Here is a 23980-nt window from a genome sequence, read left to right on the forward strand (position 1 = left end):
TATGTCATTTAATTCGTGGGAAACCCGTATCGACGACGACCTGGCTTTACTGAGCGACACGCTGGAAGAGGTGCTGCGTTCATCAGGCGATCCTGCCGATCAAAAGTATATTGAGCTAAAAGAGCGTGCCGAACAGGCCCTGCGCGATGTGCAGTCCCGCATCAGCCAGGCATCGGACACCTACTACTATCGCGCCAAGCGCGCGGTCTATCGCACCGACGACTATGTCCACGAAAAACCCTGGCAGGGCATCGGGATTGGCGCGGCGGCGGGTCTGGTATTAGGGCTTCTGCTCGCACGTCGTTAATCCTCTGACGCAGACGCTTAACCACTCCCTATACGTGGGTACTGCTTTTTATCCGCAGTACCCCGTATAATGCGAGGTTTTAACAGGGAGAGGTTCGCGTGCAATCGATTTTCCTCGCGCTGGAACATCTGCGTATTCAGCTTGCTCAGGCGCTACCGGCGACGCCCGGTTTACGTCATTTCGATGTCTCTTTCCCGTTAAACGACGCCTTCGACCCCCTTGCGTGGATTGGCGCACAGGCGTGCTATCCCCAATTCTACTGGCAGCAGCGCAACGGCGATGAAGAGCTCGCCGCGCTCGGTGCGGTGGTGCATTTTTCTTCCCTTGACGCCGCCTCGCGGTTCTTAAACGCGGAGGATGCGCCGGCCACCACCCGCATTTGCGGGCTCAACGCCTTTAATCCGCAGCAGGGCAGCCTGTTTCTGCCGCGCCTGCTGTGGCTGCGTCACGCAGGAATGGCCACGCTCCGCCTGCAGCTGTGGAGCGACTTCTCCCTCGAGGACGATGCCCGTCAGGCGCTGGATTTCTTGCAGCAGCTGCGCGAATCCGCGCCGATCCCGACGCTGTCGGCACACATCCAGCGCGAAACGCACCAGCCCGACAAGCCCGAATGGCTGCGCCTGGTGCGCCTGGCCACCGACACCATCGCCCGGGGCGATTTCGAGAAAGTGGTTCTCGCGCGGGCGACGGATCTGCAGTTTACCCGGCCGGTTAACGCCGTCGCCCTGATGGCCGCCAGCCGCGCGCTGAACTTCAACTGCTATCACTTCTGCATGGCGTTTGACGCCAGCCGGGCGTTTCTTGGCTCCTCGCCGGAGCGGCTGTGGCGGCGCAGGGGCGATCTGCTGCGCACCGAGGCGCTGGCCGGCACGGTCGCCAGCCACGCGAATGATAAACAGGCGCAGCGTCTGGGCGACTGGCTGATGAACGACGATAAAAATCAGCGGGAAAATATGCTGGTAGTGGAAGACATCTGCCAGCGCCTGCAGCATTACACCGAAACGCTGGACGTTCTGCCTGCGCAGATTGTGCGCCTGCGCAAGGTGCAGCATCTGCGCCGGTGCATCTGGACGGCGTTAAAACAGGCGGATGACGCGCAGTGCCTGCACGTCCTGCAGCCCACCGCGGCGGTGGCGGGCCTGCCGCGTCAGGCCGCCCGGGACTTTATCCAGAATAATGAGCCGTTCGATCGCGAGTGGTATGCCGGCTCCGCCGGGTATTTATCCCGCGAGCAGAGCGAGTTCTGCGTGGCGCTTCGCTCGGCGCGCGTGCAGGATGCCGAGCTGAGGCTGTACGCCGGGGCCGGGATTGTCAGCGGCTCCGACCCGGAGCAGGAGTGGCTGGAGATAGAAAATAAAGCCGCGGGGCTGCGCTCTCTGCTCCTTAGGGATTAATACTGAGTCGCGCATTCCCGATTCATATCAAAATCTCATCTTTTTCTATTATTTATACTGTGTCGCAATATTGATACCGGACAAACTCATGTCAGTAAGTTCTTTCAACCGACGCTGGGCGACGGTGATCCTCGAAGCCCTGACCCGCCACGGCGTCAGGCACGTGTGCATTGCTCCAGGCTCTCGCTCAACGCCGCTCACGCTGGCGGCGGCGGAAAACCGGGCATTTATTCGTCACACCCATTTCGATGAACGGGGTTTAGGCCATCTGGCGCTGGGGCTGGCAAAGGTCAGCAAAGCGCCCGTGGCGGTCATTGTCACGTCCGGTACGGCGGTGGCGAACCTCTATCCGGCGATTATCGAGGCCGGATTAACCGGCGAAAAGCTGATCCTGCTGACCGCAGACCGCCCGCCGGAGCTTATTGACTGCGGCGCGAATCAGGCGATCCGCCAGCCGGGTATTTTTGCCTCTCATCCTTCTCAGGCCATCGCGCTGCCGCGCCCGACCCAGGACATTCCGGCAAGCTGGCTGGTGTCTACCCTCGATCACGCGATGGGTTCGCTGCGCAGCGGGGCGCTGCATATTAACTGCCCGTTCGCCGAGCCGCTGTACGGCGAACTCGACGACACCGGGCTGGCGTGGCAGCAGACCCTCGGCGACTGGTGGAACAGCGAGAAAACCTGGCTGCGGGAGCAAACCCACCTTGAAAGCGCGAAGCAGCGCGACTGGTTCTTCTGGCGACAGAAGCGCGGCGTGGTGCTGGCCGGACGCATGAGCGCCGCCGAAGGCAAGCTGGTGGCGGAATGGGCGCAAACCCTCGGCTGGCCTTTGATTGGCGATGTGCTTTCACAGACCGGGCAGCCGCTGCCGTGCGCCGATCTCTGGCTGGGGAACGCGAAGGCGGTGACCGAGCTGGCGCAGGCGCAAATCGTCGTGCAGATTGGCGCGAGCCTCACGGGAAAACGCGTGCTGCAATGGCAGGCCACCTGCACGCCGGAAGAGTACTGGCTGATCGACCCGCTGGAAGGGCGGCTCGACCCGGCGCACCATCGCGGCCGCCGTCTGGTCAGCGACGTTGAGGCCTGGCTTGCGCTGCATCCGGCTGAAAAACGTAAGCCCTGGGCGGTTGAGATCCCGGCGCTTTCCCGTCAGGCGTGGGAACTGACCAGTCAGCAGTGCGAAGGTTTCGGCGAGGCGGAGCTGGCGCACCGTGTTCGCCAGTATCTGCCCGAGCAGGGGCAGCTGTTCGTCGGCAACAGCCTCGTGGTGCGCCTGATTGACGCCTTCTCGAAGCTGCCTGCCGGGTATCCGGTTTACAGCAACCGCGGCGCGAGCGGCATCGACGGGCTGATCTCCACCGCGGCGGGCGTGCAGCGCGCCAGCGCCAAATCGACGCTGGCGATTGTCGGCGATCTCTCCGCGCTGTACGACCTTAACGCGCTGGCGCTGCTGCGTCAGGCCTCCGCGCCGTTTGTGCTGATTGTGGTGAACAACAACGGCGGGCAGATTTTCTCGCTGCTGCCCACGCCGCAGAGCGAGCGCGAGCAGTTTTATCTGATGCCGCAAAACGTGCAGTTTGAGCACGCGGCGGCGATGTTCAGCCTCAAATACCATCGCCCGGAAAGCTGGGACGCGCTGGAAACGGCGCTGGACGCCGCCTGGCGTCAGCCGAGCGCGACGGTGATTGAGATGGTGGTGAACTATGCCGACGGCGCGCAGAAGCTGCAAAACCTGCTGGCGCAGGTGAGCCACCTGTGATCCTCGCGGGCGTGCAGCGGGCCGGAAAGCCAGGCTATCCCTGGCTGGTCTTTTTGCACGGTTTTTCCGGCGACGGTCGGGAATGGCAGACGGTCGGTGAGGCGCTTAGCGACTATCCCCGCCTGTACCTCGACCTGCCCGGACACGGCGGCTCCGCGCAGCTCGGCGTGTCCGATTTTGCCGCAGTGAACGCGCTGCTGGAAAAAACGCTGCTTAGTTACAACATACTCAACTACTGGCTGGTGGGGTACTCCCTCGGCGGCCGCATTGCGATGTTCCACGCCTGCCAGCGCCCGACGGGTTTGTATGGCCTGATTGTGGAAGGCGGACATCCGGGGCTGCAAACCCCCGCCGAGCGCGACGCGCGTCGCCAGTCGGACTGGCGCTGGAGCGTGCGCTTTCGTCATGAACCGCTCGAAAGCGTATTTGCAGACTGGTATCAGCAGCCCGTTTTCGCCTCGCTGACCGCCGCCCAGCGCCGGGAGCTGGTGGCCTTGCGCAGCCAGAACAGCGGCGAGCACCTGGCCGGGATGCTGGAAGCCACCTCGCTTGCGGTACAGCCTGATTTACGCGCGGCGCTGAGCGCCGTCGGTACGCCTTTTTACTATATGTATGGTGAACGTGACGCCAGGTTCGCGGCCATTGCCCGCGAGCTTGATGCCGATTGCCATGTGATCCCCAACGCCGGACACAACGCCCACCGGGAAAACCCGGCCGCCGCGGCGGCGAGTCTGGCTCAGATACTGCGTCTTCGAACAAAGGACACTCTATGATCTATCCTGATGAACACATGCTTTACGCACCGGTTGAATGGCAAGACTGCTCCGAAGGTTACACGGACATTCGCTACCACAAGTCCGCCGACGGCATTGCCAAAATCACCATTAACCGTCCGCAGGTGCGTAACGCGTTTCGCCCGTTAACCGTGAAAGAGATGATTCAGGCGCTGGCGGATGCCCGCTATGACGATAACATCGGCGTTATCGTGCTCACCGGCGAAGGCGACAAAGCGTTCTGCTCCGGCGGCGATCAGAAAGTGCGCGGCGATTACGGCGGATACCAGGACGACGCGGGCACGCACCACCTGAACGTGCTCGACTTCCAGCGCCAGATCCGCACCTGTCCAAAACCGGTGGTGGCGATGGTGGCGGGCTACTCTATCGGCGGCGGCCACGTGCTGCACATGATGTGCGACCTGACCATTGCGGCGGAAAACGCCATCTTCGGTCAGACCGGCCCGAAAGTCGGCTCCTTCGACGGCGGCTGGGGCGCATCCTACATGGCGCGCATCGTTGGGCAAAAGAAAGCCCGCGAAATCTGGTTCCTGTGCCGTCAGTACAACGCGCAGGAAGCGCTGGACATGGGGCTGGTGAACACCGTGGTGCCGATTGCCGACCTCGAAAAAGAGACCGTGCGCTGGTGTCGCGAAATGCTGCAAAACAGCCCGATGGCGCTGCGCTGCCTGAAAGCGGCCCTCAACGCCGACTGCGACGGTCAGGCGGGTCTGCAGGAGCTGGCGGGTAACGCCACCATGCTGTTCTACATGACCGAAGAAGGTCAGGAAGGGCGCAACGCGTTTAACGAAAAACGCCAGCCTGACTTCAGCAAATACAAACGGAACCCGTAATGCGCCGCGCACAGGTTTACCGCTGGCAGATACCGATGGACGCGGGCGTGGTGCTGCGCGAGCGGCGGTTAAAAACCCGCGACGGGCTCTTCGTGCATTTGCAGCAGGGCGAGCGTGAAGGCTGGGGCGAAGTGTCGCCCCTGCCGGGCTTTAGCCTGGAGTCGCTTGAAGACGCTCAGGCCGCGCTGGTGGCCTGGGCGAGCGCGTGGCGCGACGGCGGAGAGCCCGTTTTGCCGGATGTTCCTTCCGCCGCCTTCGGCATCAGCTGTGCGCTGGCGGAGCTTGACGGCAGCTTGCCCGACGAGGCGAACACCCGCGCGGCGCCGCTGTGTACCGGCGATCCCGACGAACTCTTTGCACTGCTTTCCGCGATGCCGGGTGAGAAGGTGGCCAAAATCAAAGTCGGCCTCTACGAAGCCGTGCGCGACGGCATGGTGGTCAACCTGCTGCTGGAGGCGATCCCTGACCTGCGCTTGCGTCTGGATGCCAACCGCGCCTGGACGCCGCTCAAGGCGCAGCAGTTTGCCAAATACGTCAATCCGGCGTACCGCAGCCGCATCGCCTTCCTCGAAGAGCCGTGCAAAACCCGCGACGACTCCCGCGCCTTTTCTCAGGAAACCGGCATCGCCATCGCCTGGGATGAGAGCCTGCGCGAGCCTGATTTCGCGTTTATCGCCGAGCCGGGCGTCAGCGCCGTGGTGATTAAGCCGACCCTGACCGGGAGCCTCGACAGGGTGCGCGAGCAGGTTGCTGCCGCGCATCGTCTGGGAATGACGGCGGTGATCAGCTCGTCCATTGAATCCAGCCTCGGCCTCACGCAGCTGGCCCGCATTGCCGCCTGGCTCACGCCGGACGCGATCCCCGGCCTCGACACGCTCAGTCTGATGCAGGCGCAGCTTATTCGCCCGTGGCCGCAAAGCCCGCTGCCGCGCCTCGGCGCAGAGGCGCTGGAGCCGCTGCTATGAGTTTTACCGACTGGCCGTGGCGGCACTGGCGCGTGCAGCACGCGGACAAACCGGCGTTGCGCGTCGATGCGCAAACCCTGAGCTGGGAAAGCCTGTGCGAACGCATCGATAGCCTCGCCAGCGGCTTTCATCAGCAGGGGCTGAAGGAGGGCGACGGCGTGATGCTGCTCGCCCATAATCACCCGCAAACCCTGCTCGCCTGGCTGGCGCTGCTGCAGTGCGGCGCGCGCATCCTGCCCGTTAACCCGCAGCTCCCGCCGCCGCTGCTGGACGTGCTGATCCCGCAGATGACCCTGCGCTTCGCGCTGGTGCTGAACGGGACCTTTAACGGACTGGCGGCGCTGAAGATGGACGCGCAGCCAGGACACCACGCGGCGGCGTGGCGGCCCGAACGGCTGGCGTCCATGACGCTGACCTCCGGCTCGACCGGGCTGCCGAAAGCCGCGGTGCATACCTGCGCCGCGCACCTTGCCAGCGCGCAGGGCGTGCTCTCATTAATGCCCTACGGCGGCGATGACGACTGGCTGCTGTCGCTGCCGCTGTTCCACGTCTCCGGTCAGGGGATTTTGTGGCGCTGGCTGCTGGTAGGGGCGCGCTTAACCGTGCGCGAAAAACAGCCGCTGGAGCAGGCGCTGCGGGGCTGTACCCACGCCTCGCTGGTGCCAACCCAGCTCTGGCGATTGCTAAACGGCGAAAGCCCGATTGCGCTAAAAGCGGTGCTGCTGGGCGGCGCGGCGATCCCCGTCGAATTAACCCAGCGGGCGCGCGAGCAGGGCGTTCGCACCTTCTGCGGCTACGGCCTGACGGAGTTTGCCTCTACCGTCTGCGCGAAAGAGGCCGATGGCGAAGCGGACGTGGGCCGCGCGCTGCCGGGCAGGGAAGTGCAGGTGGTAGAAGGCGAGGTGTGGATCCGCGCGCAAAGCATGGCGTCGGGCTACTGGCGTGACGGGGCGCTGATCCCGCTGGTGAACGCGCAGGGCTGGTTTGCCACCCGCGACCGCGGAGAGCTGCATCACGAACGTCTGACCATCCTGGGGCGCATGGATAATCTGTTTTTCAGCGGCGGAGAAGGCATTCAGCCGGAATCGCTGGAGCGGGTGATTGCGACCCATCCGCAGATACATCAGGCGTTTGTCGTTCCGCTGGATGACGCGGAGTTCGGCCAGCGCCCGGTGGCGGTGGTGGAGTGCGAGCCCGGCACCGACGTTACGCAATTTCCGACATGGATACGCGACAGGCTGGCGCGTTTTGAGCAGCCGGTTCACTGGCTCATTCTCCCCGCAGAGCTGAAAACCGGCGGGATCAAAATCTCGCGCAGGGCGTTACAGCAGTGGGTTAACGCCGCGCTCAAGCGCTAAAACGCTGCCGCCTGTTTTCGCGGAAGAATCATATCGTTACAAACTAATTGTCATGAACGCGCTGAGAGCATTGATCCCGTGCCGCCTCAGGTTAAAATCTCGCGGTTTTGGGACATCTCTACTCAATTGTGCGGGATCACGACAATGAAAAAAGTGGCATTAGCGGGCTTAGGCCTGATGTTTGTTTCTGCGGCGGCTAACGCGATTAGCTTCAACGGCTCGGCGGGTCAGGATTACACCCACCTGGGCTTTGGCCTGGGCACGGAAACCTCCGGCCTGGCAATGACCGGCGGCTGGACGCATAACGATGACGACGGCGATGCGGCAAGCCTGGGTCTGGGTCTGAACGTGCCTCTCGGCCCGTTCCTGGCAACCGTGGGCGGTAAAGGTATCTACACCAACCCGAACGACGGTGACGAAGGCTACGCGGCGGCAGTGGGCGGCGGCCTGCAGTGGAAAATCGGCGACAGCTTCGCCCTGTTCGGCGAGTACTACTACTCTCCGGACTCCCTCTCCAGCGGTATCGAAAGCTATGAAGAAGCCAACGCCGGTGCGCGCTGGACTATCATGCGTCCGATCACGATTGAAGCGGGCTATCGCTATCTGAACCTGGCCGGTAAAGACGGCAATCGCGACAACGCGCTGGCCGATGGCCCGTACGTTGGCGTGAGCGCAGGCTTCTAATCGCTTCGGCGCGGCGTCCTGCCGCGCCAGTTTCTTTCCTCTTCCCCTCGCTGATTGCGCTATAGTGTTTCGACCATAGAAGTGGGAGAACACAATGATAAACGTGGAAATGCTATCCACCGGCGACGAAGTGCTGCATGGTCAAATCATCGATACCAATGCCGCCTGGCTGGCCGACTTTTTCTTTGAGCAAGGATTGCCGTTAACCCGGCGCAATACGGTGGGCGATAACCTGGAATCGCTGGTCGCTATCCTGCGCGAGCGCAGTGAACATGCGGACGTGCTGATCGTTAACGGCGGTCTTGGCCCCACCAGCGATGATTTGAGCGCGCTGGCCGCCGCCACCGCGAAAGGGGAAGGGCTGGTGCTGCATGAAGCCTGGCTGACCCAGATGGAGCGTTTCTTCAGCGATCGCGGCCGCGTAATGGCGCCGAGCAACCGCAAGCAGGCAGAAATCCCCGCCAGCGCGGAGCTGGTGGATAACCCGGTCGGCACCGCCTGCGGGTTTGCCCTCAAGCTTAACCGCTGCCTGATGTTCTTCACGCCGGGCGTCCCCTCTGAATTTAAAGTGATGGTCGAGCAGCAAATCATGCCGCGCCTGCGCGCGAACTTTACCCTGCCCGAGCCGCCGCTGTGCCTGCGCCTGACCACGTTTGGTCGCTCTGAAAGCGATCTCGCCCAGAGCCTCGATAGCCTTGAGCTGCCTCCCGGCGTGTCGATGGGCTATCGCTCGTCCATGCCGATCATTGAACTCAAGCTGACCGGCCCGGCCACGCAGAAGGACGCGATGCTGGCCCTGTGGCCGGAAGTGCAGCGCGTGGCGGGGGAGAGCCTGATCTTCGAAGGCACCGAAGGGCTGCCGGCGCAGATTGCGCAGCATTTGCAATCCCGGCAGCTGAGCCTGACGTTGAGCGAGCAGTTCACCGGCGGGCTGCTGGCGCTGCAGCTTTCACGGGCCAGCGCGCCGCTGCTGGCCAGCGAAGTGGTGCCGTTCCAGCAGGAAACGCTGGCGCAAACGGCGCGCTGGGCGTCCGAGCGCAGGGTTAACCATTTTGCCGGGCTGGCGCTGGCCGTGGGCGGCGTGGACGATGAGCACCTTAACCTCGCGCTTTCCACCCCGGAAGGGACGCACGCGCAGCGGGTGAAGATGAGCATTACCCGCCACAGCGTGGCGGTGCGTCAGGAAGTGTGCGCCATGATGGCGCTGAACATGCTGCGCCGCTGGCTGAACGGCAAAGCGGTTGCCAGCGAGCACGGCTGGATAAACGTCGTCGAATCGCTGTTTATCGAATAACACATCGCCGGGGCATTCCCGCCCCGGCAGGTTTTATCCCAGCGCCCGCGCGAGCAGGGTTATCGGATGTTCGCAGCGCTTGCTGGTGGACATCTCAATCTGCCACTTGCAGGTTTCACAGTCGGTCACCACGAGATCCGCGCCGCTCTCTTCTATCTGGCGGAACAGCGGCGCGCCAATCGCCTGCGAAGTGCCGTAGTTTTCCCGCTTAAACCCGTAGGTTCCCGCAATCCCGCAGCAGCGGGAGTCCAGCACCGTCAGCTCCAGGCCGGGGATCAGCCGCAGCAGCTCCAGCGTGTAGAGCGACCAGCCCATTTTTTCCATGTGGCACGGCGTGTGATACACCACCTTCAGCGGCAGGTTGCCCAGCGGCAGCGTCTGTCCGTCGTCCAGCCTGCGCCACAGGAAGCGCGTCGCCAGCTCAATGTGCTCGCGCAGGCCGCTGTTATCCACGTCCAGCAGGTGCGGGTACTCGTCGCGCAGGGTAAAGGTGCAGGTGGAGGAGGTCGCCAGCACCGGGATCCCCTTGTCGACGATGGCCTCGCGCAGCGAGGTGACGTTGCTTTTGGCCTGCTTACGCGCCTTATCGGTAAAGCCGTTGGCGATGAGCGGCACGCCGCAGCACTTCTCTTTGCTGAGCAGCTGCACCCCGGTCCCCATCGCGTTCAGCACTTTCACCAGATCCTTACCAAGCTGCGGATGGTTGTAATTGACGTAGCAGCCGTGGAAGAAGGCGACCTGGTCAGCAAACTGCGCCTGCTCTGCCGCCACGGATTTGTACCAGCGTCGAAAGGTGCCGTGGGAGTATTTCGGCAGGCTGCGGTGATGGTCGATTTTCAGCGTTGCGTCCAGCAGCCGGCGCACCGGCTTAAGGGACGTCGCGGCGTTCACCAGCGGCGCGAAGGGTGTGGAGACGGTGCCCATCAGGTCGGTGTGGCTGAGGATCGCATCGCGCAGGGTAGGCTTTTGACGGCTGTAGCGCGCCCGGGCCCGCTGGATGATATCGCCAATCTTCACGTCCGACGGACAGGCCACCTCGCAGCGCTTGCAGTTGATGCAGTACTTCAGCGCTTCATCGTAGAGCGCGCCGTCTTTCAGGCGCAGGCGCTCCCCGTCCGGCCCGGCCTGCTTCGGCCCGGGATAGCCCGGATTGACGCCGCTGACCGGGCAGACGGTGGTGCAGACCGTGCATTTGATACAGCTTTCGAAACGGGTGTCGTTCATTGTTCTGCCTCCACGCGCTTAGAAATATGTTCTGCCACGCTGAGCGCGGTGGTGGCGCACACGCCGCCGCCGCAGCCCTGAGCAATGGGATCGTATCCACCGAGAATCGACCCGATGGCGTAAAGATTGTCGATGCACGCCCCGGAAATCTGCGGGCGCAGGGCGTTATCAACAATGACGCCGAACTGCTGCCACGGCTGGGGCGTGAGGAAATCGCTCTGATACCAGTCCGCGCGGGAGGCGCTTTGGCGCACGTCCAGCCCGAGGATCGCCTCGCGAATGCCCTCGCGGGTGCTCAACAGCCCGTTGCTGAAGAAGCTGCCGCTGGCGAGCACCGTGAAGCGGGGGCGCAGCGGGATATCCTCATGGTTTCTCGTCCAGATCTCGCGGACTTTGCCGCCGGCCAGAGTGATGTTTTTCACTTCGTCCCCCGCCATCCACACGCCGCCCTGGGCGATAAACTGGCGCTGCAGCTGCTGGTGCAGGCGAATGCCGGGCACCGATGGTGGAAGCGTCGGGAGTAAACCGAGCGTGCACGGCAGGCGATCCGACAGCCAGCGCCACAGTCGGTTGTCCGCCAGGCCAAAGCAGGCGGGCATAAACAGCGCGTCGCAGGTTTCGCCGAGCGGCTTGAGCGCATCAAGCAGCAGCCGCCAGCTGTCCTCGTTATCAAGCAGGCGGGCGATATTCACCGCGCGGAACTCGCTCGGGTTTTCGCGCAGCACGTCCAGCTCCGGCAGGTCGATCTCTGCCGTTTCCGCCTGAATGCCCTGCCGGGCGAGCGACGCGGCGGCGAGATGGGGCTGAAAATCAAGAAAACCGCTAATCCCCACCACCCGCACGCGCGCGGCGGCAAAGGGCGCAACGGGCACCTCTTCCGGGCTGAGCCAGGCGGAGCGCAGGGTGCCGAGCGGCGTGACCCGCTGATGATTATGCTGCGTACAGCCCTGCAAGCGCGCGGCGCAGATCGTCAATAGCGCTTCGGTTTGATGGGCGAAGCGCGCCACGTTTTCTGCACCGATCAGGCTGTAGGGATGTTCCGGCGGCAGACCTGCGAGCGCCGTCAGCGGGGAATCAACGGGCGTGCCGTCCGGCAGTGCGCCCAGCAGATCCAGCGAGCCGGACGAGAAGTGCAGGGCGCTTTGGCCCCGGGTAACGATCGCGCAGCGCAGCCCCTGACGGGTGAGCGCAATCCCGCAAAGCAGGCCCGCCAGCCCGCCGCCAACAATCGCGGTATCAAACTTCATCGTGTGGTTCCTTCTCCAGACCGCAAAGCCCCTGGTAGACCCAGCGGGTGAATTCGCTTTCGCGCAGGGCATCGCCCCAGGCGACAGGCTGAATGCCTTTCCAGCGCTCGTTTAAAAAATCGCTCAGCTGCGCGAGCGACTGGGTTGACGTGGTGGCATGAAAACGCTGCAGCAGCCCCGCGGCGCGACAGGCGCACAGCTCGCCCTGACAGGTGCCCATCCCGACGCGCGTGCGGCGGCGTAAATCGAGCAGGTTATTGACCGTCAGGTTTTCCACCGCGTACTGCACTTCCCCGGCGGTGACGGCTTCGCATTCGCACACCAGGCTGCGGCTAAGGCGTCCTTCGCCGAGCCACGTCGGGGTGCGATCGCCGTGACGGTAAATCGCCGAGCCGCGCAGGGGCGCAGGCAGCGAGATGATTTTTTGCAGCGTTTTTTCCGTGGACTGCTGCGAGCCGGGCAGCGCTTTTTCCGCCGTGACGCAGGCCTGCGAGTTGCCGAGCTTGCGGCACACGGCGTCGGTGGCCCACTCCGCCATCAGGCGGTAGGTCATCAGCTTGCCGCCGGTGATGGTGATAAACCCTTCCAGCCCGTCGCGCTCCGCGTGGTCAAGCAGCACGATGCCCCGGCTGACGCTGCGCCCGCTCGGGTCGTTATCGCTGGCAACCAGCGGGCGCACCCCGGCATACGCGCGCAGGATGCGGGTCTGGGCCATTATCGGCGCCAGCTTCTCGCCTTCGCGCAGCAGGATATCCACCTCATCGGCGGTCACCCGGTTGTCGTCAATGTCGCGGTAGTCAATGTGGGTGGAGGTGGTGCCGATCAGTGAAATGGTGTCGCCGGGCACCAGGATATCGGCGTCGGAAGGCTTGCGGCAGCGGTTGATCACATGGTTGTTGATGCGATGGTCGAGGATCAGCAGCGAGCCTTTGGCCGGGAACATGCGGATGGAGAGGTCGGCATATTCGGCGATGCGCTGTCCCCAAATCCCCGCCGCGTTCACCACCACGGGGGCATACAGCTCGCTGAACTCATTGTATTGCGGGTCGAACACCCGCACACCGCTCACTCTGTCACCCTCGCGGATAAGCCCGGTCACTTCGTGCCCGGTGAGGATACGCGCCCCGTGCTCGCGGGCGTCGAGCATGTTGGCGGCGGTCAGGCGGAACGGATCCACGGTGCCGTCGGGCACTTTCACGGCGCCGATCAGGGCCGGGTTAACGGAGGGCTCGAGCCGACGCGCCAGCGCGGGATCGAGCGCTTCGGCCTGAATTCCGGCGGCGCGGCAGGCGCTGATAAAGGTCTGCTGGAACGCGAGATCGTCTTCAGGAAGGGTGATAAACAGGCCGTCGGTGGGCTCAATGCAGTGGCGGGCGATGCGCTTGAGGATCTGGTTTTCGGCAATGCACTCGCGGGCGGATTCGCCGTCCGTCACCGCATAGCGTGCGCCGCTGTGCAGCAGGCCGTGGTTGCGTCCGGTCGCCCCGGTGGCGATATCGTGGCGCTCCAGCAGCGTGACCTTCAGCCCGCGCAGGGCGCAGTCGCGCGCAATGCCCGCACCGGTTGCGCCACCGCCAATGATAATCACATCGCTGTAGCGGGGATCGTGAATTGTCATTGTCTTCCCTCGTGTTCGTTTTTTTACCATTTAGCCACAAGAATTTTGTGGTTTGTTTGATTTCGAACACAAACGAGCGAAAACCGAAAGTGAAACGTGATTTCATGCGCCTTTTTGCGCATTCTGTCATATTTCTGTAACAATCTGTGCGTTGATTCACAGTAACAATCACCGTGATTTTTTAACATCGCCGCCTCTCTGGAGTTTGGGGGCCGTTAACCCCCCTGAAAATTCAATCTGGCCACGGAGGCTGTCATGCTCAGTATCTTCAAACCTGCGCCGCATCGGGCGCGTCTGCCAGAGGCAGAAATCGATCCGCTCTACCGCCGTCTGCGTTGGCAAATTTTCCTGGGGATCTTCTTCGGGTACGCGGCGTACTACCTGGTACGTAAAAACTTCGCGCTCGCCATGCCGTATCTGGTGGAGCAGGGCTTTTCGCGCGGTGACTTAGGCTTTGCGCTTTCGGGGATCTCGATTGCCTACGGCTTCTCTAAATTCATTATGGGCTCGGTGTCGGATCGCTCTAATCCGCGCGTGTTCCTGCCTGCCGGGCTGATCCTGGCGGCGGCGGTAATGCTGTTTATGGGCTTTGTGCCCTGGGCGACGTCCAGCATTGCCATTATGTTTGTGCTGCTGTTCCTCTGCGGCTGGTTCCAGGGTATGGGCTGGCCGCCGTGCGGACGTACCATGGTGCACTGGTGGTCGCAGAAGGAGCGCGGCGGCATTGTGTCGGTGTGGAACTGCGCGCACAACGTGGGCGGCGGTATTCCGCCGCTGCTGTTCCTGCTGGGGATGGCCTGGTTCAACGACTGGCACGCCGCGCTGTATATGCCTGCGTTTGGCGCCATTCTGGTGGCGATTATCGCCTTCGCCCTGATGCGCGACACCCCGCAGTCCTGCGGTCTGCCGCCGATTGAAGAGTACAAAAACGATTACCCGGACGATTACAGCGAGCAGCACGAAGAGGAGCTGACGGCTAAGCAGATCTTCATGAAATACGTTCTGCCGAACAAGCTGCTGTGGTACATCGCGGTGGCGAACGTCTTCGTTTACCTGCTGCGCTACGGCATCCTCGACTGGTCTCCGACCTACCTGAAGGAGGTGAAGCACTTCGCGCTGGATAAGTCCTCCTGGGCCTACTTCCTGTATGAATACGCGGGCATTCCCGGGACGCTGATCTGCGGCTGGATGTCGGACAAAGTGTTCAGGGGCAACCGCGGCGCGACCGGCGTGTTCTTCATGACGCTGGTGACTATCGCCACCGTGGTGTACTGGCTCAACCCGCCGGGCAACCCGTCCGTGGACATGGCCTGCATGATCGTTATCGGCTTCCTGATTTACGGCCCGGTAATGCTGATTGGCCTTCACGCCCTTGAGCTGGCACCGAAGAAGGCGGCAGGCACGGCGGCAGGCTTTACCGGTCTGTTCGGCTACCTGGGCGGCTCGGTCGCGGCGAGCGCCATTGTGGGCTACACCGTTGACTTCTTCGGCTGGGACGGCGGCTTTATGGTGATGATCGGCGGCAGCGTGCTGGCGGTACTGCTGCTGATTGTGGTCATGATCGGTGAAAAACGCCATCACGCCGAAGTGCAGGCGCGTCGTCAATAAGGAGCATTGGGATGAAATTAACGCAATTAGCCACCGGCCTGCTGCTGGCCGGTTTACTGACCGGCTCCGCGCTGGCGGCCGAGAAGATTGTTATCGCCCACCGCGGCGCCAGCGGCTATCTGCCGGAGCACACGCTCCCGGCGAAAGCGATGGCCTATGCCCAGGGCGCGGACTATCTTGAGCAGGATCTGGTGATGACGAAGGACGACCAGCTGGTCGTCCTGCATGACCACTACCTTGACCGTGTGACGGATGTGGCGGAACGCTTCCCGGATCGCGCCCGTCAGGACGGGCGTTACTACGCGATTGATTTCACGCTGGCGGAGATCCGCTCGCTGAAATTTACCGAAGGCTTTGAAATTGAAAACGGCAAGAAGGTGCAGGTCTATCAGGGGCGTTTCCCGATGGGCAAGTCTGACTTCCGCATTCATACCTTCCAGGAAGAGATCGAGTTTGTTCAGGGGTTGAACCACTCCACCGGCAAAAATATCGGCATCTACCCGGAAATCAAAGCGCCGTGGTTCCACCATCAGGAAGGCAAAGACATCGCGGCGAAAACGCTCGAGGTGTTGAAGCAGTACGGCTACACCAGCAAGCAGGACAAGGTGTATTTGCAGTGTTTTGATGCGGCAGAGCTCAAGCGCATTAAGAACGAGCTGGAGCCGAAGATGGGGATGAACCTCAATCTGGTGCAGCTGATTGCCTACACCGACTGGAACGAAACCCAGGAGAAAAAGCCTGACGGCAAGTGGGTGAACTACAGCTACGACTGGATGTTCAAGCCTGGCGCGATGAAGCAGATTGCGCAGTACGCCGACGGCATCGGGCCGGACTACCACATGCTGGTGGCGGAAGGCTCAACCCCGGGCCACGTGAAGCTGACGGCCATGGTGAAAGAAGCCCACGCAAGCCATATGCAGGTGCATCCGTACACGGTGCGTGCCGATCAGCTGCCGGAGTATGCGACGGACGTGAATCAGCTTTACGACGTGTTGTATAACCAGGCGGGCGTGGACGGACTGTTTACGGATTTCCCGGATAAAGCGGTCGAATTCATCCACCGGAAGTAGGTTTGTAGGTCGGGTCAGGCGAAGCCGCCACCCGACAGTCAGTTTCTGCGGCCTGATGCCCTCACCCTAACCCTCTCCCATGGGGAGAGGGGACCTACTGAGCCGCCCTTGTGGTGACAGAGAAGCAGGAAACGTAAGGTGAACGGAATGACCACTACAGCCGTATGTTCCCCTCACCCTGGCCCTCTCCCCAAAGGGGCGAGGGGATAAGGACACCATCACATCTCGATTTCGATATCGCCGTTTGCCCGGCAGCAGCAGGGCAGAATTTCACCTTCGCTGATAAAGGCCAGCGGTTCGGTCAGCCAGTCCACCTGGCCTGCGACCAGACGGCAGCGACAGGAGCCGCAATAGCCTTCGCGACACTGGTACTCCACTTCCACTTTATGGGCTTCAAGCGCCACCAGCAGAGAAGGGTGCTCTTCCTGGCACAGCACCTGTGTGCCAGAAAGACTCAGGGTTACGCGGGACATCAGAGCTGGAAGTTGCTCAGGTCGTCAGTATTGACTTCGGAATCAATCTGACCGACCAGGTAAGAACTCACTTCCACTTCCTGCGGGGCAACCTGCACGTTATCGGACACCAGCCAGGTGTTGATCCACGGGATCGGGTTGGAGCGGGTCTGGAACGGCAGATCGAGACCGACCGCCTGCATGCGGATGTTGGTGATGTACTCAACGTACTGGCACAGAATGTCCTTGTTCAGGCCAATCATGGAGCCGTCGCGGAACAGGTAGTCTGCCCACTCTTTCTCCTGCTGAGCGGCCAGTACGAACAGGTCGTAGCACTCTTGCTTGCACTCTTCGGCGATCTCCGCCATCTCCGGGTCGTCCACGCCGCTGCGCAGCAGGTTCAGCATGTGCTGGGTGCCGGTCAGGTGCAGGGCCTCGTCGCGGGCGATCAGGCGGATGATTTTCGCGTTACCTTCCATCAGCTTGCGCTCGGCAAAGGCGAAGGAGCAGGCGAAGCTGACGTAGAAACGAATCGCTTCCAGCGCGTTCACGCTCATCAGGCACAGGTACAGCTGCTTTTTCAGCGCGCGCAGGTTCACGGTCACGGTTTTGCCGTCCACGTTGTGCGTGCCTTCGCCCAGCAGATGCCAGTAGCTGGTCATCTCGATCAGCTCGTCGTAGTAGTGCGCGATGCCTTCCGCACGCTTCTGGATCTGCTCGTTGGTAACGATATCGTCAAACACCACCGCCGGATCGTTGACGATGTTGCGGATGATATGGGTGTAAGAGCGAGAGTGAATAGTTTCTGAAAACGCCCAGGTCTCAACCCAGGTTTCCAGCTCCGGAATGGAGATCAGCGGCAGCAGCGCCACGTTCGGGCTACGGCCCTGAATGGAGTCCAGCAGCGTCTGGTATTTCAGGTTGCTGATGAAAATGTGCTTTTCGTGATCCGGCAGCGACTGGAAGTCAATGCGGTCGCGGGAAACGTCCACTTCTTCCGGACGCCAGAAGAAGGAGAGTTGCTTTTCGATCAGCTTTTCGAAGATGTCATATTTTTGCTGATCGTAGCGTGCCACGTTGACCGGCTGGCCGAAGAACATCGGCTCTTTGAGCTGGTCGTTTTTCGTCTGTGAAAAGGTGGTGTATGCCATTGCGGTGAGTCCTGTTGAGATTTTATTGCCCGGCGGCACTGCGTTTGCCGGGCCTACAAAACCGTAGGCCGGGTAAGCGAAGCGCCACCCGGCGAAGTGCTTAGATCTTACATGCGCCGCTTTCGCAGCCGTCGTCCTGAATGGACTGAACCATGTCGTCCTGGGCGTCTTCCGCACCATCACGGGTGTTGTGATAGTACAGGGTTTTCACGCCAAATTTATAGGCGGTAAGCAGGTCTTTCAGCAGTTGCTGCATCGGAACCTTGCCGGACGGGAAGCGCGTCGGGTCGTAGTTGGTATTGGCAGAGATCGACTGATCGATAAACTTCTGCATGATACCCACCAGCTGCAGGTAACCGTCGTTGTTCGGCATTTCCCACAGCAGCTCGTAGTTGCTGCCCAGCGTTTCGTAATCCGGCACAACCTGGCGCAGCACGCCGTCTTTCGACGCCTTAATGCTGACGTGGCCGCGCGGCGGCTCGATACCGTTGGTGGCGTTGGAGATCTGCGAGGAGGTCTCGGACGGCATCAGGGCAGAGAGCGTGGAGTTGCGCAGGCCGTGAGTTTTAATGGACTCGCGCAGACCTTCCCAGTCGAGGTGCAGCGGCTCGCTGACGATCGCATCCAGGTCTTTCTTGTAGGTATCGATCGGCATAATGCCTTTCGCATAGGTGGTTTCGTTGAACCACGGGCACGCGCCTTGCTCTTTCGCCAGCTCGTTGGAGGCTTTCATCAGGTAGTACTGAATCGCTTCGAACGTCTGGTGCGTCAGGTTGTTGGCGCTGCCGTCGGAGTAACGCTTGCCGTTTTTCGCCAGCCAGTAGGCGAAGTTGATCACGCCGATACCCAGGGTACGACGGCCCATTGCACCACGTTTTGCGGCCGGGATTGGGTAATCCTGGTAGTCCAGCAGGGCATCCAGCGCACGAACCGCCAGCACCGCCAGCTCTTCCAGCTCGTCCAGGCTCTTAATCGCACCCAGGTTGAACGCGGACAGCGTACACAGCGCGATTTCACCGTTTTCGTCGTTCACATCTTCCAGCGGCTTGGTCGGCAGGGCGATTTCCAGGCACAGGTTAGACTGGCGAACAGGCGCTACAACCGGGTCGAACGGGCTGTGGGTGTTGCAGTGGTCAACGTTCTGGATGTAGATACGGCCAGTGGAAGCACGTTCCTGCATCATCAGAGAGAACAGGTCCACGGCTTTTACGCGCTGCTTGCGGATGCTGTTGTCTTTTTCGTATTTGGTGTACAGACGCTCGAACTCGTCCTGATCGGCGAAGAACGCGTCGTACAGGCCCGGGACGTCTGACGGGCTGAACAGGGTGATCTCTTCACCTTTCAGCAGACGGGTGTACATCAGCTTGTTGATCTGTACGCCGTAGTCCATGTGACGCACGCGATTGCCTTCCACGCCGCGGTTGTTTTTCAGAACCAGCAGGCTTTCCACTTCCAGGTGCCACATCGGGTAGAACAGGGTTGCCGCGCCGCCGCGCACGCCGCCCTGAGAGCAGGATTTCACTGCGGTCTGGAAGTGTTTATAGAACGGGATACAGCCGGTGTGGAACGCTTCACCGCCGCGAATTGGGCTACCCAGCGCGCGAATACGACCGGCGTTGATGCCGATACCGGCACGCTGGGACACGTATTTCACAATGGCGCTGGAGGTGGCGTTGATGGAATCCAGGCTGTCGCCGCACTCGATCAGTACGCAGGAGCTGAACTGACGGGTCGGGGTGCGCACGCCGGACATGATTGGCGTAGGCAGAGAAATTTTAAACGTCGACACCGCATCGTAGAAACGCTTCACGTAGGACAGACGCGTCTCACGCGGGTAGTTAGAGAACAGGCAGGCGGCGACCAGAATATACAGGAACTGTGCGCTCTCGTAGATGGCGCCCGTCACGCGGTTCTGCACCAGATATTTACCTTCGAGCTGCTTCACCGCCGCGTAGGAGAAGTTCATATCACGCCAGTGATCGATAAACCCGTCCATCTGCTTGAACTCTTCTTCCGTATAGTCTTCCAGCAGATGCGTGTCGTACTTCCCTAACTCAACCATTTTCACTACGTGGTCATACAGCGCTGGCGGCTCAAACTGGCCGTAGGCTTTTTTACGCAGGTGGAAGATGGCCAGACGCGCAGCGAGGTACTGATAATCCGGCGCTTCGCGGGAGATCAGATCTGCCGCCGCTTTGATGATGGTTTCATGGATATCAGACGTTTTGATGCCGTCGTAGAACTGAATGTGAGAACGCAGTTCAACCTGGGAGATAGATACGTTGTTCAGTCCTTCTGCTGCCCAGTCGAGAACTCGATGGATTTTGTCCAGATTGATACGCTCGGTAGTACCGTCGCGCTTTGTCACCAGCAGACTCTGATTCATGTGGGTTTTTACCTGTCCGTGAAATAAAAAAATATCCCCCGCTTATCCACAGGTTGTTGTGGATAAATACTACATATAGGGGTTCTACGATAAGATTAACGCAAGATGGTGAGTATTCTAGTAAGGATTCTTTTGAGTACAAGAGTTGATTTTGACGTTAAATTCAGGTTGCTAAAGCGTGATAAAGGCTAAGTCCACGTATCGTAAGGCCTGGACGAGATGTCAATATTTCGCAAAAAAAATCGAAAATTTGATCGAGTGCTGATTTCTTCAACGGGAGGTCAGAATTGCGCAACATGATGTCGCGCAATCTTTATAAGAATAACGAATGACGTTAGTCGTTTTTGGCGGTTGTGTGCAACATATAGTTAACATCTACGCCCGGTGCGAGTTTGAATTTATCCAGCACCGGATTGTAGTGCAGGCCGGTCATGTGCTGCTCTTTTAGCCAGGTCTGGTCAACCCAGTTCAGCAGTTCGGCAGGCTTGATGAATTTCTTCACGTCGTGCGTGCCTTTCGGCACCATGCGCAGCACATATTCCGCGCCGACCACCGCCATCAGCCAGGCTTTGCCGTTACGGTTGATGGTGGAGAAGAACACCTGGCCGCCCGGTTTTACCAGTTTGGCGCAGGCATTGACCACCGACTGCGGGTCAGGCACATGTTCCAGCATCTCCATGCAGGTCACCACATCGTACTGATGCGCGTGTTTTGCCGCGTGCTCCTCGACGGTTTCCTGGACGTATTCCACCTGAACGCCGGATTCCAGCGCGTGCAGGCGTGCGACCTGTAAAGGCTCAAAGCCCATGTCCAGCCCGGTGACGGTTGCGCCTTCACGGGCCATGCTTTCGGCCAGGATGCCGCCGCCGCAGCCAACGTCGAGCACTTTTTTACCGAACAGACCGCCGGAACGCTCCGCGATATAGCCCAGACGCAGCGGGTTAATGCGATGCAGGGGTTTAAACTCACCTTCGAGATCCCACCAGCGGGACGCCACCGCTTCAAACTTGGCAATCTCTTCATGGTCAACGTTGTGAGCCACCGGGGATTTTTCGGCATTCATGGACGCTTTTACTCCGTTATTTAAAGACGGGGGAAGTATATCAGGATAATAAAGCAAATTAGTTTAAACCTCTGCGGCTGTGTTATAATTTGCGACCTTTGAATCCGGGATACAGTAGAGGGATAGCGGTTAGATGAGCGACCTTGCGAGAGAAATTACACCGGTCAACATCGAGGAAGAGCTGAAGAGCTCCTATCTGGACTATGCGATGTCGGTCATTGTTGGCCGTGCGCTGCCGGACGTCCGCGATGGCCTTAAGCCGGTACACCGTCGCGTACTATACGCCATGAACGTATTGGGCAATGACTGGAATAAAGCCTACAAAAAATCTGCCCGTGTCGTTGGTGACGTAATCGGTAAATACCATCCTCATGGTGATTCCGCGGTGTACGACACCATCGTCCGTATGGCGCAGCCATTCTCGCTGCGCTACATGCTGGTAGATGGTCAGGGTAACTTTGGTTCTATCGACGGCGACTCCGCCGCGGCAATGCGTTATACGGAAATCCGTCTGGCGAAAATTGCCCATGAACTGATGGCCGATCTGGAAAAAGAGACTGTTGATTTCGTTGATAACTATGACGGCACGGAAAAAATCCCTGACGTGATGCCAACGAAAATCCCTAACCTGCTGGTGAACGGTTCGTCCGGTATCGCCGTAGGTATGGCGACCAACATTCCGCCGCACAACATCACGGAAGTGATCAACGGCTGCCTGGCCTATATCGACGATGAAGACATCAGCATTGAAGGGCTGATGGAACACATCCCGGGCCCGGACTTCCCGACAGCGGCAATCATCAACGGTCGTCGCGGTATCGAAGAAGCGTACCGCACCGGTCGTGGCAAAATTTATATCCGCGCCCGCGCGGAGGTGGAAGCGGACGCGAAAACCGGCCGTGAAACCATCATCGTTCACGAAATTCCGTATCAGGTGAACAAAGCGCGCCTGATTGAGAAAATCGCCGAGCTGGTGAAAGAGAAACGCGTTGAAGGTATCAGCGCGCTGCGCGACGAGTCTGATAAAGACGGTATGCGCATCGTGATTGAAATCAAACGCGACGCGGTGGGCGAGGTTGTGCTGAACAACCTGTACTCCCAGACCCAGCTGCAGGTGTCCTTCGGTATCAACATGGTTGCACTGCACCATGGTCAGCCGAAGATCATGAACCTGAAAGAGATCCTGAGCGCGTTCGTTCGTCACCGCCGTGAAGTGGTGACGCGCCGTACCATCTTCGAACTGCGTAAAGCCCGCGACCGTGCCCATATCCTTGAAGCACTGGCCGTAGCGCTGGCAAACATCGATCCTATCATCGAGCTGATTCGCCGCGCGCCAACGCCGGCAGAAGCGAAAGCGTCCCTGGTTTCACGTCCGTGGGATCTGGGCAACGTGGCTGCGATGCTGGAACGTGCTGGCGACGACGCTGCGCGTCCTGAGTGGCTGGAGCCTGAGTTCGGCGTGCGTGACGGTCAGTACTACCTGACTGAACAGCAGGCCCAGGCGATTCTGGATCTGCGTCTGCAGAAACTGACCGGCCTTGAGCACGAAAAACTGCTCGACGAGTACAAAGAGCTGCTGGAGCAGATCGCAGAGCTGCTGCATATCCTGGGTAGCGCAGACCGCCTGATGGAAGTGATCCGTGAAGAGCTGGAGCTGGTTCGCGATCAGTTCGGCGATGAGCGTCGCACTGAAATCACCGCCAACACGGCGGACATCAACATCGAAGACCTGATCAACCAGGAAGACGTTGTGGTGACCCTGTCTCACCAGGGCTACGTGAAGTATCAGCCGTTGACCGACTACGAAGCACAGCGCCGTGGCGGTAAAGGCAAATCTGCGGCACGTATTAAAGAAGAAGACTTTATTGACCGTCTGCTGGTGGCCAACACCCACGACACGATCCTCTGCTTCTCAAGCCGCGGTCGTCTGTACTGGATGAAGGTGTATCAACTGCCGGAAGCGAGCCGTGGCGCGCGCGGTCGTCCAATCGTCAACCTGCTGCCGCTTGAGCCGAACGAGCGTATCACCGCTATTCTGCCGGTACGCGAGTACGCAGAAGGCGTGAACGTCTTCATGGCGACCGCCAGCGGTACGGTGAAGAAAACCGCGCTGACCGAGTTCAGCCGTCCACGCTCTGCCGGTATCATCGCGGTTAACCTGAACGAAGGCGACGAGCTGATTGGCGTTGACCTGACCTCGGGCTCCGATGAAGTCATGCTGTTCTCTGCTGCCGGTAAGGTGGTGCGCTTCAAAGAGAACGCGGTGCGCGCGATGGGTCGTACAGCGACCGGCGTTCGCGGTATCAAACTGGCGGGTGAAGACGCGGTGGTTTCCCTGATCGTTCCGCGCGGCGAAGGTGCAATCCTGACCGTGACGCAGAACGGCTACGGTAAACGTACCGCTGAAAGCGAATACCCGACCAAGTCCCGCGGCACGCAGGGCGTTATCTCTATCAAAGTGACCGAGCGCAACGGTTCCGTTGTTGGCGCGGTGCAGGTAGATGACACCGACCAGATCATGATGATCACCGATGCTGGTACGCTGGTGCGTACTCGCGTATCCGAGATCAGCGTGGTGGGTCGTAACACCCAGGGCGTTATCCTCATCCGCACCGCGGAAGACGAAAACGTTGTGGGTCTGCAGCGCGTTGCTGAACCCGTAGACGACGAAGAGCTCGACTCGATCGACGGTAGCGTGGCGGAAGGCGATGATGAAATCGCGCCGGAAGCGGACACCGACGACGACGCAGCGGACGACGCTGACGAGTAATGT

19 protein-coding genes are annotated in these 23980 nt (G+C 60.5%); 12 read left to right on the forward strand and 7 right to left on the reverse strand.

Annotation, left to right across the window (positions count from 1 at the left end):
- The first annotated feature begins 1 nt into the window (after nucleotide 1).
- The 9 genes from elaB (at nucleotide 2) to AB6V08_RS05810 (ending at nucleotide 9388) form a co-directional block, all read left to right on the forward strand.
- Complete coding sequence (gene elaB / locus AB6V08_RS05770) at nucleotides 2-307, forward strand: stress response protein ElaB (protein WP_368541780.1); 306 nt, start codon at nucleotides 2-4, stop codon at nucleotides 305-307.
- A gap of 98 nt (nucleotides 308-405) precedes the next feature.
- Nucleotides 406-1701, forward strand: coding sequence for an isochorismate synthase MenF (menF, locus tag AB6V08_RS05775; protein WP_368541781.1), 1296 nt, complete (start codon nucleotides 406-408; stop codon nucleotides 1699-1701).
- 88 nt (nucleotides 1702-1789) lie between these two features.
- A complete protein-coding gene (menD, locus tag AB6V08_RS05780) occupies nucleotides 1790-3460 on the forward strand; it encodes a 2-succinyl-5-enolpyruvyl-6-hydroxy-3-cyclohexene-1-carboxylic-acid synthase (protein WP_368541782.1) in 1671 nt (556 codons plus the stop codon).
- A complete protein-coding gene (menH, locus tag AB6V08_RS05785; protein ID WP_368541783.1) occupies nucleotides 3457-4233 on the forward strand; it encodes a 2-succinyl-6-hydroxy-2,4-cyclohexadiene-1-carboxylate synthase in 777 nt (258 codons plus the stop codon). Before menD ends, menH begins: the two co-directional genes overlap by 4 nt.
- Nucleotides 4230-5087: a 1,4-dihydroxy-2-naphthoyl-CoA synthase gene (gene menB / locus AB6V08_RS05790; protein ID WP_080328564.1), complete on the forward strand. Its 858-nt coding sequence runs from the start codon at nucleotides 4230-4232 to the stop codon at nucleotides 5085-5087. Before menH ends, menB begins: the two co-directional genes overlap by 4 nt.
- A complete protein-coding gene (menC, locus tag AB6V08_RS05795; RefSeq protein ID WP_368541784.1) occupies nucleotides 5087-6052 on the forward strand; it encodes an o-succinylbenzoate synthase in 966 nt (321 codons plus the stop codon). Before menB ends, menC begins: the two co-directional genes overlap by 1 nt.
- The gene (gene menE, locus AB6V08_RS05800; protein WP_368541785.1) at nucleotides 6049-7410 is read left to right on the forward strand and encodes an o-succinylbenzoate--CoA ligase; all 1362 of its coding nucleotides are present in this window, start codon (nucleotides 6049-6051) and stop codon (nucleotides 7408-7410) included. Before menC ends, menE begins: the two co-directional genes overlap by 4 nt.
- 144 nt (nucleotides 7411-7554) lie before the next feature.
- The gene (locus AB6V08_RS05805) at nucleotides 7555-8094 is read left to right on the forward strand and encodes a YfaZ family outer membrane protein (RefSeq protein WP_368541786.1); all 540 of its coding nucleotides are present in this window, start codon (nucleotides 7555-7557) and stop codon (nucleotides 8092-8094) included.
- A 94-nt stretch (nucleotides 8095-8188) separates the two neighbouring features.
- Entirely contained in the window at nucleotides 8189-9388 is a 1200-nt protein-coding gene (locus AB6V08_RS05810) for a nicotinamide mononucleotide deamidase-related protein YfaY (protein ID WP_368541787.1), read from the forward strand.
- A 33-nt stretch (nucleotides 9389-9421) separates the two neighbouring features.
- Here AB6V08_RS05810 and glpC read toward each other — a convergent pair whose 3' ends face one another.
- Genes glpC through glpA form a run of 3 tightly spaced genes read right to left on the reverse strand, consistent with a single transcriptional unit; the run spans nucleotide 9422 to nucleotide 13477 of the window.
- Nucleotides 9422-10612, reverse strand: coding sequence for an anaerobic glycerol-3-phosphate dehydrogenase subunit GlpC (glpC, locus tag AB6V08_RS05815; RefSeq protein ID WP_368541788.1), 1191 nt, complete (start codon nucleotides 10610-10612; stop codon nucleotides 9422-9424).
- Nucleotides 10609-11859, reverse strand: a complete 1251-nt coding sequence (glpB, locus tag AB6V08_RS05820) for a glycerol-3-phosphate dehydrogenase subunit GlpB (RefSeq protein WP_368541789.1) — start codon at nucleotides 11857-11859, stop codon at nucleotides 10609-10611. Before glpB ends, glpC begins: the two co-directional genes overlap by 4 nt.
- Nucleotides 11849-13477, reverse strand: coding sequence for an anaerobic glycerol-3-phosphate dehydrogenase subunit A (gene glpA, locus AB6V08_RS05825; protein ID WP_368541790.1), 1629 nt, complete (start codon nucleotides 13475-13477; stop codon nucleotides 11849-11851). The genes glpB and glpA overlap by 11 nt, the downstream gene beginning before the upstream one ends.
- A gap of 255 nt (nucleotides 13478-13732) precedes the next feature.
- Here glpA and glpT point away from each other — a divergent pair, with 255 nt between their 5' ends.
- Entirely contained in the window at nucleotides 13733-15085 is a 1353-nt protein-coding gene (gene glpT, locus AB6V08_RS05830; RefSeq protein ID WP_368541791.1) for a glycerol-3-phosphate transporter, read from the forward strand.
- Between the two features lie 11 nt (nucleotides 15086-15096).
- On the forward strand, nucleotides 15097-16155 hold the full coding sequence (gene glpQ, locus AB6V08_RS05835) for a glycerophosphodiester phosphodiesterase (RefSeq protein ID WP_368541792.1): 1059 nt from the start codon (nucleotides 15097-15099) through the stop codon (nucleotides 16153-16155).
- 218 nt (nucleotides 16156-16373) lie between these two features.
- Here glpQ and yfaE read toward each other — a convergent pair whose 3' ends face one another.
- The 4 genes from yfaE to ubiG form a co-directional block, all read right to left on the reverse strand.
- On the reverse strand, nucleotides 16374-16628 hold the full coding sequence (yfaE, locus tag AB6V08_RS05840) for a class I ribonucleotide reductase maintenance protein YfaE (RefSeq protein ID WP_368541793.1): 255 nt from the start codon (nucleotides 16626-16628) through the stop codon (nucleotides 16374-16376).
- Nucleotides 16628-17758 carry a class Ia ribonucleoside-diphosphate reductase subunit beta gene (gene nrdB, locus AB6V08_RS05845; RefSeq protein ID WP_368541794.1) on the reverse strand — a complete coding sequence of 377 codons (1131 nt, stop codon included), beginning with the start codon at nucleotides 17756-17758 and terminating at the stop codon, nucleotides 16628-16630. The genes yfaE and nrdB overlap by 1 nt, the downstream gene beginning before the upstream one ends.
- Nucleotides 17759-17858: 100 nt before the next feature.
- The gene (nrdA, locus tag AB6V08_RS05850) at nucleotides 17859-20144 is read right to left on the reverse strand and encodes a class 1a ribonucleoside-diphosphate reductase subunit alpha (protein WP_368541795.1); all 2286 of its coding nucleotides are present in this window, start codon (nucleotides 20142-20144) and stop codon (nucleotides 17859-17861) included.
- 334 nt (nucleotides 20145-20478) lie between these two features.
- Complete coding sequence (gene ubiG, locus AB6V08_RS05855; protein WP_368541796.1) at nucleotides 20479-21207, reverse strand: bifunctional 2-polyprenyl-6-hydroxyphenol methylase/3-demethylubiquinol 3-O-methyltransferase UbiG; 729 nt, start codon at nucleotides 21205-21207, stop codon at nucleotides 20479-20481.
- 133 nt (nucleotides 21208-21340) lie between these two features.
- Between ubiG and gyrA the strand changes: the two genes are divergently transcribed.
- Complete coding sequence (gene gyrA, locus AB6V08_RS05860) at nucleotides 21341-23977, forward strand: DNA topoisomerase (ATP-hydrolyzing) subunit A (protein ID WP_368541797.1); 2637 nt, start codon at nucleotides 21341-21343, stop codon at nucleotides 23975-23977.
- Nucleotides 23978-23980: the final 3 nt, after the last annotated feature.

Source organism: Enterobacter soli (assembly GCF_964208575.1).
GTDB classification, from domain to species: Bacteria; Pseudomonadota; Gammaproteobacteria; order Enterobacterales; family Enterobacteriaceae; genus Enterobacter; species Enterobacter soli_A.

Excerpts from the sequence above, each read along its gene's own strand:
- yfaE (WP_368541793.1), bottom strand. The coding sequence starts at position 16,628 with ATGTCCCGCGTAACCCTGAGTCTTTCTGGCACACAGGTGCTGTGCCAG.
- glpB (WP_368541789.1), bottom strand. The coding sequence starts at position 11,859 with ATGAAGTTTGATACCGCGATTGTTGGCGGCGGGCTGGCGGGCCTGCTT.
- nrdB (WP_368541794.1), bottom strand. The coding sequence starts at position 17,758 with ATGGCATACACCACCTTTTCACAGACGAAAAACGACCAGCTCAAAGAG.
- glpQ (WP_368541792.1), top strand. The coding sequence starts at position 15,097 with ATGAAATTAACGCAATTAGCCACCGGCCTGCTGCTGGCCGGTTTACTG.
- AB6V08_RS05810 (WP_368541787.1), top strand. The coding sequence starts at position 8,189 with ATGATAAACGTGGAAATGCTATCCACCGGCGACGAAGTGCTGCATGGT.
- glpA (WP_368541790.1), bottom strand. The coding sequence starts at position 13,477 with ATGACAATTCACGATCCCCGCTACAGCGATGTGATTATCATTGGCGGT.
- menB (WP_080328564.1), top strand. The coding sequence starts at position 4,230 with ATGATCTATCCTGATGAACACATGCTTTACGCACCGGTTGAATGGCAA.
- glpT (WP_368541791.1), top strand. The coding sequence starts at position 13,733 with ATGCTCAGTATCTTCAAACCTGCGCCGCATCGGGCGCGTCTGCCAGAG.
- glpC (WP_368541788.1), bottom strand. The coding sequence starts at position 10,612 with ATGAACGACACCCGTTTCGAAAGCTGTATCAAATGCACGGTCTGCACC.
- elaB (WP_368541780.1), top strand. The coding sequence starts at position 2 with ATGTCATTTAATTCGTGGGAAACCCGTATCGACGACGACCTGGCTTTA.
- menE (WP_368541785.1), top strand. The coding sequence starts at position 6,049 with ATGAGTTTTACCGACTGGCCGTGGCGGCACTGGCGCGTGCAGCACGCG.
- menD (WP_368541782.1), top strand. The coding sequence starts at position 1,790 with ATGTCAGTAAGTTCTTTCAACCGACGCTGGGCGACGGTGATCCTCGAA.
- gyrA (WP_368541797.1), top strand. The coding sequence starts at position 21,341 with ATGAGCGACCTTGCGAGAGAAATTACACCGGTCAACATCGAGGAAGAG.
- menC (WP_368541784.1), top strand. The coding sequence starts at position 5,087 with ATGCGCCGCGCACAGGTTTACCGCTGGCAGATACCGATGGACGCGGGC.
- ubiG (WP_368541796.1), bottom strand. The coding sequence starts at position 21,207 with ATGAATGCCGAAAAATCCCCGGTGGCTCACAACGTTGACCATGAAGAG.
- nrdA (WP_368541795.1), bottom strand. The coding sequence starts at position 20,144 with ATGAATCAGAGTCTGCTGGTGACAAAGCGCGACGGTACTACCGAGCGT.
- AB6V08_RS05805 (WP_368541786.1), top strand. The coding sequence starts at position 7,555 with ATGAAAAAAGTGGCATTAGCGGGCTTAGGCCTGATGTTTGTTTCTGCG.